Origin of the sequence: Bacillus sp. FSL M8-0256, from assembly GCF_038005765.1 — a bacterium.
Taxonomy (GTDB): domain Bacteria; phylum Bacillota; class Bacilli; order Bacillales; family Bacillaceae; genus Bacillus; species Bacillus safensis.
In genome coordinates this window covers 3,602,775-3,619,141 of the sequence record NZ_JBBOTU010000001.1, presented here as the reverse complement: position 1 = coordinate 3,619,141, position 16,367 = coordinate 3,602,775, and the positions used below count along the sequence as shown (strand labels likewise).

The following is a 16,367-nucleotide window of genomic DNA, read 5'->3' as shown; positions in this document are numbered from 1 at the left end:
CTTACCGAACCGTAAGAGTATCTCTTTATTTCCAAATGAATGTAAGCGTTATCAAAATTTCTTTTTAATTATTTTAAAAGGAGGAATTTGAATGGAAAATTCTCAATTGAATTTCGAAAAGAAGACGATTCGAAAGGTGACAAGAAGAATAATCCCGTTACTATTTTTACTCTATATAATTTCTTATCTAGACAGGGCAAATGTGGGATATGCTGCATTGGAAATGAACGAAGCATTAGGACTAACAAGTAAAATGTTTGGTCTTGTGACAGGTATTTTTTTTATTGGTTATTTTCTCTTTGAAGTACCAAGTAATATTTTAATGCAAAAATTTGGGGCAAGAGTTTGGATTACTAGGATTCTCTTTACTTGGGGGATTATTTCTATGGCAACTGGGTTTGCTCAGAATGCTACCCAGCTTTATGTTATTCGATTCCTTCTTGGAATAGCAGAAGCAGGTCTATTTCCTGGCATTATTCTATACCTTACTTATTGGTTCCGAGCTAAAGAAAGAGCAAGTACAATTGCGATGTTTATGACAGCAATCGCAGTTTCTTATATTATTGGAGCTCCCGTTTCTACCTTAATTATTGATCATATTCATTGGATGAATGTACCTGGATGGCGTTGGATGTTTATTATCGAAGGCGCCCCTGCTGTTATTTTAGGGTTTGTTACATATTTCTACTTAACAGACCGGCCAGAACAAGCAAAGTGGTTAACAGCTGAAGAAAAAAATTGGTTGATGGCAGAATTAAGAAAGGACGAGGAGCTAAGAGAAAAGCAAGGCCGACAAGCCTCTAGTCATAAGACGGCCTTGATTGATCCTAAACTGTGGTACCTCGCCTTAATTTACTTTGTATATACTGCAGGTACACTGGGCGTTGGTTATTGGATGCCCCAAATTATTAAAGGGTTATCTAGCTATTTATCAAACACCCAGATCGGCTTCATTGCTACAATCCCTTACATTATTGCTTCAATCGTCATGAATTACTGGTCAAGACGCTCAGATCGCACTGGTGAAAGACGTATGCACACAGCTTTACCGTTACTCGTAGCTGGTTTAACGTTACTCAGTGTAGGAATGGTGTCCAATCCATTTATTGCCATGATTTTCATCACCATTTCATTGGCAGCCATGTATTGTTTTAAAGGTCCTTTTTGGTCATTACCTACTATGATATTGAGTCCAGCCACAGTAGCTGTTGGAATTGCAGTCATTAATTCAATTGGAAGTCTAGGAGGTTTTGTTGGCCCTTATGCAGTTGGATGGCTAAAAGATTATACAGGAAAAATGCAGGCCGGTTTGATTTTCTTAAGTATGATTTTAATAATAGCTTTCCTATTAGTATTAGCTATGAAATTTGAGCAAAGAAGAACTCCCTTAAAGAGTCAGAAGGAAATAGGGGAAATCCGACTTGAAAAATAATTTCTCTACAATCTAAGCAGATCAATGATCTGCTTTTTTCTAGTGAGATCAGCCTGTATCTTAGAGACTATAGCGTGTATATACAAGGTTGGCCTAAAGCGGTTTGATGACGTTTTACATATATGATAACAGGTGGAATTATGGTATCATTTTAAAATATATACAGCTGAGGCTGACGTTTATCCAAATGCGGTAGGACAAAAAAAGGGGTTGTTTACTTGAATTCAAAACAGCAGCCGACGACTAGAAAACGCTTGGAGACAATGGCAGATCATGTTGAAGATAAACGTGAAGAATATAAAGAATTGCTCATTCAAGTTCAATCTATTCTCGGTGAACCTTCTTTAGAGCAGGAAGAAGTGAAAGAGAAGCTGTCAGATACGTATAAACAAATGAAAGAATATGCTTTATTTGTTGAATCCATTGAAGCCTTTATTCGAAAAATGGCGAAAGAGTCCGATCAGCAAAAATAGGCATTCATGTATGGATAAAAGAGTGTACCTGCGTGCGGGTACGCTTTTTTGTATTCTGACTGATTATTCGGAAATTTAAATGAAAGCGTTGACATTTATATTATCATGATCAATAATAAATAAAAAATTCATCTGAGCATGTACAGGAGGAACGATATGAACCATACAACCAAGAAATTCCTGATCACCTTTATGATTGTCCTATTTTCTATGAGTTTTCTTTTTCCTTCCGTTTCTTCTGCCCGAAATCATACGTCGTATGCTGCATCAACTGCTTCAGTCCCATCTGGTCAATATTATCGTTCACAAGAGGTAGCTCTGCATTCTCACGTTCAAAAAGCTTCTCTTTATTACACAACAGATGGCAGCCAGCCGACAACTCAAAGTCAGTTATACAAAAAGCCCATTCATATCGAAACTGATACGACTTTAAAAGTAAGCGTTTACAAGAAAAGCCGCCGCCTTTCCACGTCTACGTACAATTATCGCTTTGTCACACGAGAGGACATTGCATCATCTTTTTTATCTTTCGAATACCAAGGAATGCCTTATCGGCTGTATATTCCAAAAAACCATAAAAGGGGTAAAGCCTATCCTCTCGTCCTATTCTTACATGGAGGCGGGGAGAGGGGAACAGACAATCAAAAGCAGTTACTTGCGAATGATGGTGCAGTTTTATGGGCTTCTCCTGAAGTCCAAAAGAAACATCCTTCGTACGTACTTGCACCTCAGGCGCGAGATGCTGTCGATGGAGGCTTTGCTTTAACAAGAAATTTGCAAAATGAAATTGATCTGACGAACGTGTTTCAATTTTCACCAGATTTACACAAAGCTTATGATGTCCTTCAGCATGTGTTAACTTCTTATCAGATTGATCAGAAAAGAATTTATGCGACGGGTTTATCACAAGGTGGATTTGGCACGTACCAGTTGAACATCACATATCCTCGTCTGTTTGCAGCAATGATTCCTATTGCGGGGGGAGCAGATCCAAGCAAGGCAGGAATTTTAGCACACAAGCCAATATGGGCATTTCATGCAGAAGATGATTCCATTATCCCTATCAGCTATGCAAGAAATACAATTCAAGCTATTCAAAAAGCCGGCGGCCAGCCGCTTTATACGGAGTATGCAAGTAAGTATGGATATGACCATGCATCATGGATGCCTGCTTATGAGACGCCAGGCTTAACAGATTGGCTGTTTGCACAGAGACGAAGCTTTCGATAAACAAAAACCGATTCACCTCCTAACAAGGCGAATCGGTTTTTTCTGTTTTATTTGTCAAAACGATGAGCAGAATGCTTTGTTGGTCCAATGTATTCGTTTAGCTGGAAAGAGCCTTTAATGGCAGCCGTGATGAATTCTTTTGCTGCATAAATGGCTTCTTTCACGTCTGATCCATTCGCTAGTTCAGCTGTGACTGCTGCTGAGAATGTGCAGCCTGCGCCGTGTGTGTATTCTGTGTCAATTTTATCTGTTTCAAGGCGTTCGAAGGTTTGTCCATCATAAAGTAAATCGATGGCTTTGTCTTCGCTGAGCTTACCGCCTCCAGTGATAACCACATACTTTGCACCAAGTTCGTGAATGCGTTTTGCTGCTTCTTCCATTTGTTCGATCGTTTTAATCTCGCCGATTCCGCTTAATTGACCTGCTTCGAAAAGGTTAGGTGTGATAACGGTTGCCAGTGGCGCGAGCTTTTCACGCAGTGCTTCCGCGTGCTCTGGGTAAAGGACCTCGTTCGCACCCTTACAAACCATGACAGGATCAATGACGACATTTTTTAGGTCATATGTTTTGATGGTGTCAGCTGCAAGCTCGATCACGTCGACGGTAGGAAGCATACCCGTTTTCAGTGCATCTACACCAATGCCTTCTACAATGGTAGAGAGCTGCGCGCGAATTGTCGCCGTATCAATTGGAAACACCTGATGATCCCAATGATTATGTGGGTCCATTGCAACGACAACGGTTAAAGCTGTCATCCCGTAGACGTTTTTTTCTTGAAACGTTTTTAAATCTGCTTGGATACCTGCACCGCCGCTTGAATCCGAACCTGCGATGGTGAGTGCTTTATTCATAGACATAGTTGCTGAACCTCCAATGTGATGTGTAACAGTTATTGTTCTATCCCTTATTATAATCAGCTTTTCCGTTTATCACAATGAAACGGCATAAAAAAGCGTTCCTCTCTTCGGAACGCCTCTCTTTCTTACCTTTTACAAATCACCAATTTCCCTTTTTTCAGCTCGTCTAAAAGGGTTAAGGCTAACTCTTGATCGGCCCCAGTTGACATCATTTTGGCCATCAGTTCATCATCCCGGGTGCGAATGACATTGGCGACTTGATCCAAAATTCCTTGATCGACCGCTGTCATGCTTTTGGCGTCTGTATGCTCTGTTACGGTATCAGAGCGTTCTGGGTCGTAGGCAAAAACAAAAACAGCGTCCTTTGATGATCCCGATGAATGAATGTGGTCAATGGTCTGTTTTGCTTCTTTACTATTCTCCACCGTGATATATTCCATCATCATCACTCCTTTTCATCAAAAATTCCCATTTTCCCATCAAATCAAACCGCCTTTTATATCATGAGAAGAAAGTCAATTTATGTTTTAATGGAAAAAGACGAATCTATTAAAGGAGTAAGCTGCATATGAAGATTTCCTTATTAATTGTGACACATAACCGGCTCAGCGCACTGTGTGAGCTGCTTGAATCCATTACAAGACAAACCGTACAGCCTTTTGAAATTGTTGTCGTCAATGATGCAGGAGAGCGAGTCGACATCATTCGGGAACTTTACCCTGAGCTTCCGATCCGCTTGATTCATTTAGATGAGAATGTCCAGCATGTGAATGCCAGAAATGTGGGGGTGCGGGAGCTGACAGGCGACGTCATCATGCTGAGTGACGACGATGATTACTTCACACCTTGTCATATCGAACGCATGAGCAAGGCGCTGGAGGATGCCGATTTTGTCTTTTCTGATGCAGAAATTGTATCATTTGAAGAAAAAGGCGCGACCCGTTTTCCGCTGTCGAGACGTCTGTTTGCTTATACAGCAGATATTGAGGATATGCGTGTCTTTTCTACATATGTTCCTTCGGGCAGTATGTACAAACGCTGTATACACGATGAGATAGGCTATTTTGATCCAGCGATGCATCATTATTGGGACTGGGACTTCTTTTTGCGTGTATCACAGCATGCCCGAGTGAAACGAGTGCCAGCTGCGAGCGTGATCTATGCGTTTTTTGACGGCGGTGGAAATCAGTCTAGTGATCTTGGTGAAACAAGGAAAAACTATTTAGATGATTTAAGTGAAAAGCATGAACTGGGCGATCTGCCGACAGCGAACTTTGCTATATTATTAGAAGAACCAGCGATGAAAAAAAGAGAATCAGAGAGTGAGATTGTGTGGGATGGAAAACCGATGATCTCCAGACTAGCGCAGCAAGTAGAAGGAGGAAAATCACAATGAAGCCATTTTTAAATGATAGCTGGTGGGCTGTGATGAAAAGTGAATTTGAACAGCCGTATTATCAGGAATTACGTGAATGGATGAAGGAAGAATATCGCACGCAGACCGTTTTTCCAAAACCAGATGACGTGTATCGTGCTCTTCATTTGACGTCATATGAAAAGGTCAAAGTGGTGATTTTAGGACAAGACCCTTATCATGGCCCAGGGCAGGCACATGGATTAAGCTTTTCTGTTCAGCCGGGCGTCAAACATCCGCCATCTTTGAGAAATATTTTTCAGGAGCTAAAAGATGATCTTGGCTGTCCTGTTCCAAACCACGGCTCACTTGTCAGCTGGGCAGAGCAGGGTGTTCTGCTGTTAAACACTGTGCTGACTGTGAGAAAAGGCGAGGCGAATTCTCATAAAGGCAAGGGCTGGGAACGTGTGACAGACCGCGTGATTGATGTGCTGAATCAGCGTGAACAGCCGGTCGTTTTTGTGTTATGGGGAAGACATGCTCAAAACAAGAAAGAACGCATTGATCAAAACAAGCATTTCATCATTGAGTCACCTCATCCAAGTCCTTTTTCTGCAAGAAACGGCTTTTTTGGCAGCCGGCCGTTTTCAAAGGTAAACGCGTATTTAAAGCAAATGGGGATTGAAGAAATCAATTGGTGTATCAAGGATATTGAATGAAAATAGGACGAGGGGAGAGACCCTTCGTCCTGTTTATTTTAAAAATTTACGAACCAAGTCGAGTCCGTTTTTCGCATTTGGATAACGGAAGGAAAAATCGAAGCGATTGGTTTGCCGCAGGACGCTTTTTTCATGCGTAAAAGTAAAGAAGCTGTCCTTCCCGTGATATCGCCCCATGCCGCTTTCGCCGACGCCTCCGAATGGCAGGTAAGGTGTAGCGACATGCATAAGCGTGTCATTGATACATCCTCCGCCAAATGAGAGGTTGTCTAGAATATAGGTTTCTGTTTCTTTATTTGTTGTAAATAAGTAAAGCGCAAGCGGCTTTGGCCTTGCTTTGATCATATGAACTGTCTCATGCAGAGAATCAAAGGTCATGACAGGCAGAATCGGTCCGAAAATTTCCTCCTGCATGACGGGATCTTCCCATGTGATGTGGTCTAAAATGGTCGGAGCGATTTTGAGCTCCTGTTCATTGCGCTGTCCACCTGTGACGATCGTTCCATTTGAGAGAAATTGTGTAAGCCTGTCAAAATGACGCTGGCTGACATTTTTTCCAAAGTGCGGATGCGTTTCGGGATGTTCACCATAAAAGTCACGGATACAGGCCGTCATTTCTCGCAAAAGTTCCTCTTTGATGGATTCATGAACGAGCAAATAGTCTGGTGCAATGCAGGTTTGCCCTGCATTGCTGAATTTTCCAAAGGTGATCCGCTTCGCTGCTAATTTGATGTCGGCATCAGGCATGACGATGCTGGGACTTTTTCCGCCAAGCTCAAGTGTGACAGGGGTCAAATGTTTTGCGGCGGCTTCCATGACGACTTTGCCAACTGCCACACTTCCAGTAAAGAAGATATAATCAAAGGGCAGTTTCAGCAGTTCTGTACTGACATCAACACCGCCCTCTACGACAGCCGCATGATCTTCTTGAAATACATGTTTGATGATAGTGCTGATCACTTGTGAGACTGCCGGCGTCAGCTCAGACGGCTTTAAAATCACAGCATTTCCCGCAGAAATCGCGCCGACTAATGGAGAAAGGGCCAATTGGAAAGGATAGTTCCAAGGAGCAATGATGAGCACACTTCCATAGGGTTCCTTGATAATCATGCTTTTTGATCCGATATGAGTCAGCGGTGTTTTCACGCGAGTTGGCTTCGCCCATTTGTGAAGGTGCTTGAGGGTATGATTGATTTCTTCATACACTATCCCGATCTCTGTTGTATAGGCTTCCTGTTCGGATTTATGTAAATCATGGGCTAAGGCCTGTAAAATATCCTTTTCATGCTGTTTGATTGCTGCTTTTAAGTCTTGAAGAATGCGGATGCGTTCTTGAACCGCCGGCTTCTGAAAGACTTTTTGTTTCTGAAATAGAGCAGTGAGCTTGTCCATTATTCAATCCTTTCATAGACGATGTTGTTTCTTTTATTATGTGTGAATGAAGATGACGGGTCAAATAAGAGAGTCGTGAGCGCACTGCTTTGAAAAAATGAACCCATTTGGTTTGTTCATTTGGTAAAATAATGTTGAAAAGAGATTTTTTTAGATTGGAGGGTCTACCCTTGAATATTCATATATCAAGCCTGCTTCAAAAAATGGAGGAAGCGGTTCAAAAAGCAAAACAAAGTGGAAATGATGAAGAGGTGAAACGTCAAGTGGCGGCCATTTCTTCACTATGTGATGTCATTCTCGACGCACCATCACAGGTGCAAATGCCGCAGTCGCCGGTCATTTCACCACCTTCATCGATACATACACCATCAGCACCATCTGTGTCTGCAGATCAAGCCATGCTGGAGAAACTCATGGGCACAAGTGGCGCGAAGAAATTTCAGCAAAATGATGAGGGTCAAAAAGAGAAGGACGGGAATGGCGACTCTATTTTTGATTTTTAATGTCTTGTCACGACAAAGGGAAGGTGATCGGTTTGAAACTATTTTTGGGCGCCATTCAGTGGATGGCATTTTTTATCGCAGCTTCTATTGCCGTACCAATTGCGATTGCACAAGCATTTGAATTGAACCAAGTGCAATCGGCGGAGCTGATTCAAAGTACGTTCTTTTCACTTGGTCTTGTGGCAATGGTGCAGTGTTTATGCGGCCATATGCTGCCGATTAATGAAAGTCCAGCAGGGCTTTGGTGGGGTGTGTATACCCTTTATGCCGGCATGACAGGTACAATCTTTGCGACGTATCCTGAAACCCTGCAAGCATTACAAGGGGCTTTAATTTTTAGTGCTGTTTTCTTTTTTATTTTTAGTCTATTTAAAATCATCAATTGGCTCGCGTCTTTATTTACGCCAGTCGTCACAGGCATTTACCTGCTGCTGCTTGTTGTGCAGCTAAGTCAGCCAATTATGAAAGGGCTGATGGGCATCGGCTATCGGGGAAATCAAGTAGATGGGCTTGTCTTTTGCTTATCGATCTTGATTATTATCCTTACCTTCATGATCAGCCGCTCAAAATGGCATTATTTAAGACAGTTTTCTGTGTTATTCGCACTTGCAGGCGGATGGCTGTTATTCGCTCTACTCGGATTGGCGAAGCCGGTCCGAATTCCAGAACAAATCATCGAGTTTCCGAAGCTGTTTCCATTCGGTATGCCGGTCTTTGACAGTGGATTGCTTGTCACGTCCTTTTTTATAACGATTTTACTCATTGTGAACATGCTGGCAAGTATTCGAATTGTGGAAAGCTCAGTGAAGGCATTTGGTGAACTGCGTGAGCGGAAGAGAGCACGCCCTGCTGGTTTTGTCGCAGCATTTGGTCATTTATTAAGCGGGCTCATCGGGGCGATTGCGCCTGTACCTATTTCGGGGGCAGCCGGATTTATCCAGACAACCAAAATTCCTTCGAGAAAGCCTTTTTTCATAGGAAGTCTGCTTGTTGTTCTCATTAGTTTGTTTCCCCTGCTCATGAGCTTTTTCTCTGCATTGCCATCCCCTGTGGGGCTTGCTGTAAACTTTGTGGTCTTCTCTTCTATGATTGGGATTGCGATGTCGGAGTTTGATCAGTATGAGAAAGAAGAAATTCCGCGGATTCGCTTTGTTCTTGGGATTGCTGTTTTAGCGGGCGTAGGGGCGATGTTTGTGCCTCAGGGGGCCTTGAAAGGGATGCATCCTGTGCTCATTTCATTATTAAGCAACGGTCTTGTTCTAGGTACACTCATTGCGATCGTGGTCGACCAAGTCTTGTTACGAAAGAAAAAGAAATCCGACAATCTCGTGTCAACGTAAAGGGAAAGTTGAATGTCGCCCTTCACCCGCGCTATGATAAATATAATTGACGAGATAAGGAGAATGACGAATGAAACTATTTTTCATTTTAGGTGCCATTAACGCCATGCTTGCTGTTGGACTTGGAGCCTTCGGTGCGCACGGTCTAGAAGGGAAAATATCTGAAAAATATATAGAAATATGGAATAAAGGTGTTCAATATCAGATGTTCCATGCGATAGGACTATTTATTGTCGCCTTTCTTGCAGATAAGCTATCAGGTGTTTCCCTAGTTCCAACCGCTGGCTGGGTGATGCTTGCAGGCATCCTTTTCTTCTCAGGAAGCCTTTATGTGCTGGCATTAACGCAGGTGAAGATTCTAGGTGCCATTACTCCTATTGGCGGAGTAGCATTTATCGCCTCTTGGATCATGCTTGTCATTGCAGCAGCAAAAAATTTATAAGCCAATAAACCGATGCTCTCATAGGGGCATCGGTTTTTTTCTTAACTCCAGTAAGGGGTATAGTTGGGCGGTGCTTGATAATAAGGGACGTAGTGAGATGGAGGGACAGGATGCGTTTGAGACTCTTCCTCCCGGTGGCAAAATGGTCCGATAAACACACTTGGTTTCACAGGCTTTATCGCCTGCTTCCACTGTGTTTCGTTCATGCAATAAGTATGGGCCATGATGTGAGAAGGGGTGAGGGTGAGAAGGTCTGAGCCTAGGATCACTTCAGGTGTAGATGCGTTAAAAATGGCTAACAAATGAGTTCTGTCTTGGAGAGCGACTTCATAGTGCCACCAGCCTTGAGGCACGTTTGCCACCTGTCCAGGTGTGATGGTGTAGGTGTGCAGTTTTTTTGTAAATGGATTCAGCATCGATACGGCAGCAGAACCGGCTATACAATAAACAAGCTCTGCCGCATTTTGATGATAATGAGGCTCTACGACTTTGCTTTTACTCAAATATATATCCAGCAGGGACACTTGATCCAACGAGTTTAATTGTTTTTTTCCTAATACATTAATCAGGTTATGCTGATCGAATTTCACAAGGGGGCTTTGATTCAGATCGTATGAAAATTTGACATTTGGTGATGTATAATCCAGCTCAACAGTCATTGATGTCACCTCTAGGCTTTTGATAAAAACTACTAGGCATCTTATGAGCAGCGCTCTAGAGGTGTGACAAAAACCTAGACAAAAGAAAAAAGCAAGGGCACCTGAGTCCTTGCTTTTGCCATGCTTGACGTTATCTCGGAGAATATGTTGACATCGAATAAGGATAATCATATTGAATTTCTCCATCAAACGTAATGTAATCAAGATAGATTGTTAATAGTAAGTATCGTGTTCCTGTCTTATTATCACTAATGATAATGTGGTCACGCCCTGCAGCTTCTATGACGCCTCTAAAAATCTTCGAATTCCATTCCTTACTCGCCTCAAACGTCATATAAATCGTGGCTACCTTGCCGCGGTTCAATCGTAAAATATTTTCAATATAGGACTGCTCAATAGGTAGCTGTCCTGTGACATTCTGCTGATAAACCGGTCCAGAAGGAATTTGATAGGGCTGACCGCCGCCCTGCGTTCCTTGGCCTCCTTGTGAAGTACCGGTTGACGGCATTGGTGAAAACCCCTGCTGCATTTGACCCTGCGTTTGGGGAGGGACTGAATAACCCATCTGCTGCGCAGGATACGGATTTGCTCCATATTGTTGCTGGCGGAAATCTTGACCTTCGAAACCCGAACCTTGCCCAAATTGATTTTTCAATTTCATAACGTTCCTCCTCTTTCCTCATGGTGTTCTAAACAGAAGGCGCTAAAGCACCTGTTGTTTCCATAGCATTCTTTCTCTCTTTCACACTATGAGACAGGAGGGGAGAATATGTACATTGAACGAAAAAAAGGAACTGCTATGCAATTCCTCAGCGTGAAGACAATCCCTCGTATTCTATCGGTACTCGTCCTTTTTACATGATCCAGTTTATAGCGTGCTGAATATCAAATAAAAGTGTCATGATGAGAAAAAACGCGGCGAGCGGTGTGATCACAATGATGAAGGCTTGCCATAATCTGAGCTTCATCACAGCGACAATGCCTAAAACAGCCATTCCCAATATCCACGTCTTTGCATATGCTTCCGTAAGAGGTAAAAGATCGAGATAATACCATACTTCATAATGCTGATCTAAATATGGTGAGATTTTAACAAACGTGTACGGACCTAGCATCCCAACAGTGAAAATCCAAGTAAGTGAAAATAAAGCAGAAGGGAAAAAGACCGTCAGTGTGCACGCTTTGAGTATATCTCGATACGCCGTTTGACAGCCGAAAAAGAGACGTCCCAACCACTTGATGATGAGGACACCGAAAAATAGAATCATATTGCCTGCCAAAATACCATATCCCGCTCCTTGTAACAGAATAAAAGGGAATGGAATATGATTGCCCATATACTCGCTAAAATACCCTTCGTAGATCCAGCCTGTACCGGCGATACTTGCAAGGAGCATCATCAGCCAAATGGGAATATTGGAATGTTGATATGAGCGAATAATCGTTTTTGTTGCGACGAAAATTTTAAAAAATCGAAAAAATCCTTTTACTTCCTCTTCTTGGGAGTGATCATTCTTCATAGCTTCCAATGTTCTTTACTCCTTTAATACACACAAATGATTACTTATATTACCAAAAAGTTCGCATTTTTCAAAGATAGATCAATAAAAAAATACAATTTTATAAAAAATAGGTCACTCTACAGTCTCTTTAAGAGGAGACACATATGATAAACATAGTTTGAAAGAGACCGAGGTGAAAACTTTGACAAAAGTAACTGTCATTATGACGAGCTACAACAAGGCGGCTTACGTCGGCAGATCGATTGAAGCGGTCCTGCAGCAGACGCTGTCAGACTTTGAACTTTTTATCATGGATGATGGATCAAACGAAAAAACCCTTGCTGCTATTGAACCGTTTCGCAAAGATCCCCGCGTTCATTTTATTCAAAGCGGTGTCAAAACGCTGGAAGAGAGAACAGCGAAAACTCGCTACGCCGTGCTGATTAATCAAGCATTAGAACTGGCAAAAGGGGAGTATATTTCCTATGCCACAGATGACAATGTCTACGCCCCGGACCGTTTAGAGAAGCTCACTCATTATCTAGATGCCCATCCAGGTAAAGATATTGTCTATTCTAGTTCTAAAGTGATCTATTTAAATAGCAAAAAAGAGCCAGTGAAGGAAACGATTCGGCCGGCGCAAACAGTGCAATGGAATGCCCCCTGCGCCATAGATCATTGCTCGGTCGTGCATCGTACATCCATTTTATCAAAAATTCATGAGGAATTTGGGTCTTACTGGGACGAGAGTCCGCATTTTTATCGAATAGGGGATGCCCGTTTCTTTTTCCGCTTAAATCATTTTTATCCGTTCTATCCCTTTGATGAAATATTAGATACAAATTACATTACAGAACAGTCCATTCATTATCAGCTGGCAGAAGAAGAGAAAAGTGCCTTTATTCAAGCACTTCCCGAGCAGTCCACCTGCTGGGAGCTTCGCAGTATATTAAAACAAAGACATGGGAGGTGACCTGAAGTGTCGCACTATATTCATCATTATTGGCAGGTGTACTTTGAGTATGTGAATCTGATGAAGGATTTGTCCTACAAGCAAATTCCTCTTGGGTTGATCAGTAATTTTTATCAATATATCAGTCCTGAAGTGAGGGAACGCATGGAAGATGAGGCATTCGGTCAAGAACTGACAACCGCTTGTCCATTACCGAAAGAGATTCAGCCATTTTTTGATCAGCATAAACAGCAGATCAAGCGTATTGCTTATCGTCCGGCGAATGGAAAGGTATTGCTTCACTTTGAACACCTGCGTTTTACGGAACAAAATTACACGCGGTTCCATCCAAACCAAACGGTGGTGCTCGCTCGTTGGAAGAAGGCGGATTATTACGGTTTACCCGTGATCAGTAAGCCGGAATTAGCCGGAGAGGTTAATAAAGAAGCCCACGCTGAATATATTGAAAAAGCAAATGCTCTCCTTAAACCTTACGCTCACCACCCTGTCTTTGGCAATGTCTTTTTTAGAGAAAAACTGCGGAAGGACATTGTGCAATTTATTGATGTCATTGACCAGATAGAAATGCTATTTCAAATGCAGCCGATTGCAGCTGTTATTGTTGGAACGACAGAGGATGTCTACAGCCGCGTACTCGCTTTGCAAACAGTGAAACGCCAGCTTACGAGTATCTGTCTTCAGCACGGCGCGCTTATGGGAGACGAAGCCTTTTTACCGATTTTTACGACTTGCCATGGGGTGTTTGGAAAATATGAAAAGGATTGGTATGTAGACAAAGGCTGTCAGCCGGAACAGGTGGAAATCACAGGTCATCCGAGGTTTGATTTGGTGAAAGAGCGAACGCCGCTTCAACAGGACCTCATTTTTCGTAAATTGAATTTCAGTCCGGCTAAAAAGACCGTGCTTGTGGCAACGCAGCCGTTTTCTGAAGCCTTTTATGGCGATGTTCTTAAAACGATCGCCAAACGGAAAGACATTCAGCTGATCATGAAGCCGCATCCTTGGGAAATTGCTCGAAATCGATTAAATGACTATGTGTCTATTGAACGAGCGGGAAATCATGTGAAATTGATTAAAAAAGAAATTGACCTGTATGACCTGCTGCCATATGTGGATATCGTGATTACGCTCACATCTACAGTTGGTCTTGAAGCGATGCTTTTTGAAAAGAGTGTGCTGATCGGGAAAATGACAGAAGGCAGAAGATACCCATATTACGAGTCGCTTGGCAGTTATCATATGGAAAACCCTGTTGAACTAGCTGAGAAAGCCATTCGTATTTTGTCGGATGAACAAGAGATGAAACTGGCAAAGCAGCAAGGAGCTCAGTTCATTAAACAACATTATCCGCATGCGCGATCTATCGATGTTCTGCTTTCTCTGCTCAAAACAAAAACTGGTGTGGATTTTCAGAGATGAAGATAGGGGTGTGCAAGCGATATGGGAAAAAAGAGAGCACAATTTCTTCCTTATGCTCTGCCTTTCATTGAGCAGGAGGAAATTGATGAAGTCATTGGAACATTAAAGTCCGGCTGGCTGTCAACTGGACCAAAAGTAAGACAGTTTGAAGAAGAATTTCAGCAGCTGACAGGTGCAAAACATGCGATCGCTGTCAATTCATGTACGGCTGCTTTATTTTTAGCCTTAAAGGCAAGAGGGATTGGGGCTGGGGATGAGGTGATTACAACCCCTCTGACATTCTGCGCAACAGCTAATACGATTATCCATACGGGGGCAGCGCCTGTATTTGTCGATATTGATCCAGCGACCCTCAACATAGATGCAGAGAAAATAGAAGCGGCCATTACACCACATACAAAAGCGATTGTTCCTGTTCACTTTGCCGGTCAATCGTGCGATATGGACCGAATTTTAGCGATTGCCAAAAAGTATGATCTATTTGTACTTGAAGATGCTGCCCACGCTCTTTACACAACGTACCACGGTCAGCCCGTTGGATCCATTGGTGATGCGACCGCTTTTAGCTTTTATGCAACGAAAAACCTAGCGACTGGTGAAGGCGGCATGCTGACAACAAATGATGATGCGCTTGCTGCTCGGATTAGAAGACTAGCGCTCCATGGGATGAGCAAGGGAGCGTGGAATCGTTATGGAGAAAAAGGAACGTGGTATTACGAGGTCGAGGAACCAGGCTATAAAATGAACATGTTTGACGTGCAGGCATCGTTAGGGCTTGTTCAGCTAAACCGTCTGGATGACATGCAGGCACGGAGAGAACAGATTGCAAAAGCATACAATCAGGCTTTTCAAAAAGAAGCGGGTCTGATCCTGCCGCCTGTGCATCAAGATGGAAGACATGCATGGCATTTGTATGTACTGCAAGTGAATCCAAAAGAAGCATTCATCACGCGGGATGAACTGATTGATCAACTGCAAAAGGAATATAAAATCGGCACGAGTGTTCACTTTATCCCTGTTCACTTGCATCCATACTATCAGGAAACATATCACTATTCACCAGAGGATTTCCCTCAGTCACTCGCATACTACAAGCAGACGCTCTCACTGCCACTCTATCCAAGTATGACAGATGAAGATGTGCAGGATGTTATCACAGCGGTGTTGTCTATTTTAAAAGAACAGAGGGCATCATCATGAAGGTCGTTCATGCTGTAGATGATCAGGTGTTCGCTGCTTGGCTGGAGAAATACGGTCAACAAGCGGAACAAATGAACGGCTTCAAGCAGTTTGCTCTTGTTAATGGCGCCCAGCTCAAAGCAGTCCTGTTATATGAATGGTCAAAATGGGAAAGCGGCATTTTTGATCAGCATATTTTTCATGTGAAGTTTGTGGAAGCGGAGTCAGCGTCTTCCTTTCAAGAATTGATGGAGCGTTTCATCAATTGGATGAGAACTGAAAAATGCGATTTTTTCTTTTTACGTCTTGAAGCGTCTGATCTTGTAAAAAACCGTATCGTTCAAAGACTGTCACATGTGTACTATGTGGGAGGTCTCACTCGTCTTGAAGCGCCGCCTGTTCAAATGGAGCTTCCATCAACAGGTGAAGATGTGGTTATTAGTCTGCCGGATGAAAAGGATTACGATGAGGCGGTCTCACTTGCTCATCAGGCGTTTGGGAAAAGCCGGTACGCACTTGATCCTTTTTTAGATCAGAATGTCGTCCAGCATTTCTTTCAGGAATGGATGAGAAACAATTTACTCGGACGTGCAGATATCAATCTCGCGGCAAAGGTGAACGATGAAGTCATTGGTTTGATTCAAGGGGTGACAAAGGGCGATGAACTAGTGCTTGATTTATTGTCCATTAGACCGGATGCACAAGGAAAAGGGATCGGAAAAAAGCTCGTGATGGCGATAATAAAAGCCTCTTATGAGAGAGGGCATCGGTTTATGTCTGCCGGAACTCAGATGCATAACACAACCGCGATTCAGCTGTACGAAAAGCTGGGCTTTAGAACAAAAAATGCCTTCTTGTATTACCATGTGTGGCCGAAAAAAGGAGAGAGGTAA

At 42.8% G+C, this 16,367-nt stretch carries 18 protein-coding genes; 12 read left to right on the top strand and 6 right to left on the bottom strand.

The annotated features are described in order from the left end of the window. The first annotated feature begins 91 nt into the window (after positions 1-91). The 3 genes from NSQ76_RS18745 to NSQ76_RS18735 all read left to right on the top strand — a co-directional run bounded on the left by NSQ76_RS18745 (position 92) and on the right by NSQ76_RS18735 (position 3,135). The gene (locus tag NSQ76_RS18745; RefSeq protein WP_341055422.1) at positions 92-1,432 is read left to right on the top strand and encodes an MFS transporter; all 1,341 of its coding nucleotides are present in this window, start codon (positions 92-94) and stop codon (positions 1,430-1,432) included. Between the two features lie 218 nt (positions 1,433-1,650). Further along, entirely contained in the window at positions 1,651-1,905 is a 255-nt protein-coding gene (locus tag NSQ76_RS18740; RefSeq protein WP_024423823.1) for a hypothetical protein, read from the top strand. A 156-nt stretch (positions 1,906-2,061) separates the two neighbouring features. Beyond that, a complete protein-coding gene (locus tag NSQ76_RS18735; RefSeq protein ID WP_341055419.1) occupies positions 2,062-3,135 on the top strand; it encodes a chitobiase/beta-hexosaminidase C-terminal domain-containing protein in 1,074 nt (357 codons plus the stop codon). Between the two features lie 47 nt (positions 3,136-3,182). Here NSQ76_RS18735 and NSQ76_RS18730 read toward each other — a convergent pair whose 3' ends face one another. Further along, positions 3,183-3,992 (bottom strand): bifunctional hydroxymethylpyrimidine kinase/phosphomethylpyrimidine kinase, encoded by an 810-nt coding sequence (locus tag NSQ76_RS18730; RefSeq protein WP_034621888.1) that lies wholly within the window; start codon positions 3,990-3,992, stop codon positions 3,183-3,185. Positions 3,993-4,117: 125 nt separating this feature from the next. Continuing rightward, the gene (locus NSQ76_RS18725) at positions 4,118-4,432 is read right to left on the bottom strand and encodes a general stress protein (protein WP_024423820.1); all 315 of its coding nucleotides are present in this window, start codon (positions 4,430-4,432) and stop codon (positions 4,118-4,120) included. Positions 4,433-4,560: 128 nt separating this feature from the next. Between NSQ76_RS18725 and NSQ76_RS18720 the strand changes: the two genes are divergently transcribed. Together NSQ76_RS18720 and NSQ76_RS18715 are read left to right on the top strand one after the other, a co-directional pair. After that, entirely contained in the window at positions 4,561-5,388 is an 828-nt protein-coding gene (locus NSQ76_RS18720) for a glycosyltransferase family 2 protein (RefSeq protein ID WP_149126165.1), read from the top strand. Next, a complete protein-coding gene (locus tag NSQ76_RS18715; protein ID WP_024426408.1) occupies positions 5,385-6,065 on the top strand; it encodes a uracil-DNA glycosylase in 681 nt (226 codons plus the stop codon). The genes NSQ76_RS18720 and NSQ76_RS18715 overlap by 4 nt, the downstream gene beginning before the upstream one ends. A 33-nt stretch (positions 6,066-6,098) precedes the next feature. On the opposite strand, the gene NSQ76_RS18710 is transcribed toward NSQ76_RS18715, so the two are convergent. Further along, positions 6,099-7,457: an aldehyde dehydrogenase gene (locus NSQ76_RS18710; protein WP_341055413.1), complete on the bottom strand. Its 1,359-nt coding sequence runs from the start codon at positions 7,455-7,457 to the stop codon at positions 6,099-6,101. A 170-nt stretch (positions 7,458-7,627) separates the two neighbouring features. Here NSQ76_RS18710 and NSQ76_RS18705 point away from each other — a divergent pair, with 170 nt between their 5' ends. The 3 genes from NSQ76_RS18705 (at position 7,628) to NSQ76_RS18695 (ending at position 9,742) form a co-directional block, all read left to right on the top strand. Beyond that, on the top strand, positions 7,628-7,960 hold the full coding sequence (locus NSQ76_RS18705) for a YwdI family protein (protein ID WP_024423816.1): 333 nt from the start codon (positions 7,628-7,630) through the stop codon (positions 7,958-7,960). Between the two features lie 32 nt (positions 7,961-7,992). Then, positions 7,993-9,300 carry a purine/pyrimidine permease gene (locus NSQ76_RS18700; RefSeq protein WP_024426406.1) on the top strand — a complete coding sequence of 436 codons (1,308 nt, stop codon included), beginning with the start codon at positions 7,993-7,995 and terminating at the stop codon, positions 9,298-9,300. A gap of 70 nt (positions 9,301-9,370) precedes the next feature. Continuing rightward, positions 9,371-9,742 carry a DUF423 domain-containing protein gene (locus tag NSQ76_RS18695; protein ID WP_056765468.1) on the top strand — a complete coding sequence of 124 codons (372 nt, stop codon included), beginning with the start codon at positions 9,371-9,373 and terminating at the stop codon, positions 9,740-9,742. Between the two features lie 41 nt (positions 9,743-9,783). On the opposite strand, the gene NSQ76_RS18690 is transcribed toward NSQ76_RS18695, so the two are convergent. From NSQ76_RS18690 to NSQ76_RS18680, 3 genes are all read right to left on the bottom strand, one after another. Beyond that, positions 9,784-10,401, bottom strand: a complete 618-nt coding sequence (locus NSQ76_RS18690) for a cupin domain-containing protein (protein ID WP_024423814.1) — start codon at positions 10,399-10,401, stop codon at positions 9,784-9,786. 130 nt (positions 10,402-10,531) lie between these two features. Next, positions 10,532-11,062, bottom strand: coding sequence for a spore coat protein GerQ (gene gerQ, locus NSQ76_RS18685; RefSeq protein ID WP_024426405.1), 531 nt, complete (start codon positions 11,060-11,062; stop codon positions 10,532-10,534). Between the two features lie 193 nt (positions 11,063-11,255). Next, a complete protein-coding gene (locus NSQ76_RS18680; RefSeq protein ID WP_024423813.1) occupies positions 11,256-11,930 on the bottom strand; it encodes a YIP1 family protein in 675 nt (224 codons plus the stop codon). A 175-nt stretch (positions 11,931-12,105) separates the two neighbouring features. On the opposite strand from NSQ76_RS18680, the gene NSQ76_RS18675 reads away from it, so the two are divergent. The 4 genes from NSQ76_RS18675 to NSQ76_RS18660 are packed head-to-tail and all read left to right on the top strand — an operon-like array spanning position 12,106 to position 16,367. Next, a complete protein-coding gene (locus NSQ76_RS18675) occupies positions 12,106-12,876 on the top strand; it encodes a glycosyltransferase family 2 protein (RefSeq protein WP_024423812.1) in 771 nt (256 codons plus the stop codon). A gap of 6 nt (positions 12,877-12,882) precedes the next feature. Then, the gene (locus NSQ76_RS18670; RefSeq protein ID WP_341055402.1) at positions 12,883-14,295 is read left to right on the top strand and encodes a capsular polysaccharide export protein, LipB/KpsS family; all 1,413 of its coding nucleotides are present in this window, start codon (positions 12,883-12,885) and stop codon (positions 14,293-14,295) included. 21 nt (positions 14,296-14,316) lie between these two features. Continuing rightward, on the top strand, positions 14,317-15,495 hold the full coding sequence (locus tag NSQ76_RS18665; protein WP_024426401.1) for a DegT/DnrJ/EryC1/StrS family aminotransferase: 1,179 nt from the start codon (positions 14,317-14,319) through the stop codon (positions 15,493-15,495). After that, on the top strand, positions 15,492-16,367 hold the full coding sequence (locus tag NSQ76_RS18660) for a GNAT family N-acetyltransferase (RefSeq protein WP_277722650.1): 876 nt from the start codon (positions 15,492-15,494) through the stop codon (positions 16,365-16,367). The genes NSQ76_RS18665 and NSQ76_RS18660 overlap by 4 nt, the downstream gene beginning before the upstream one ends.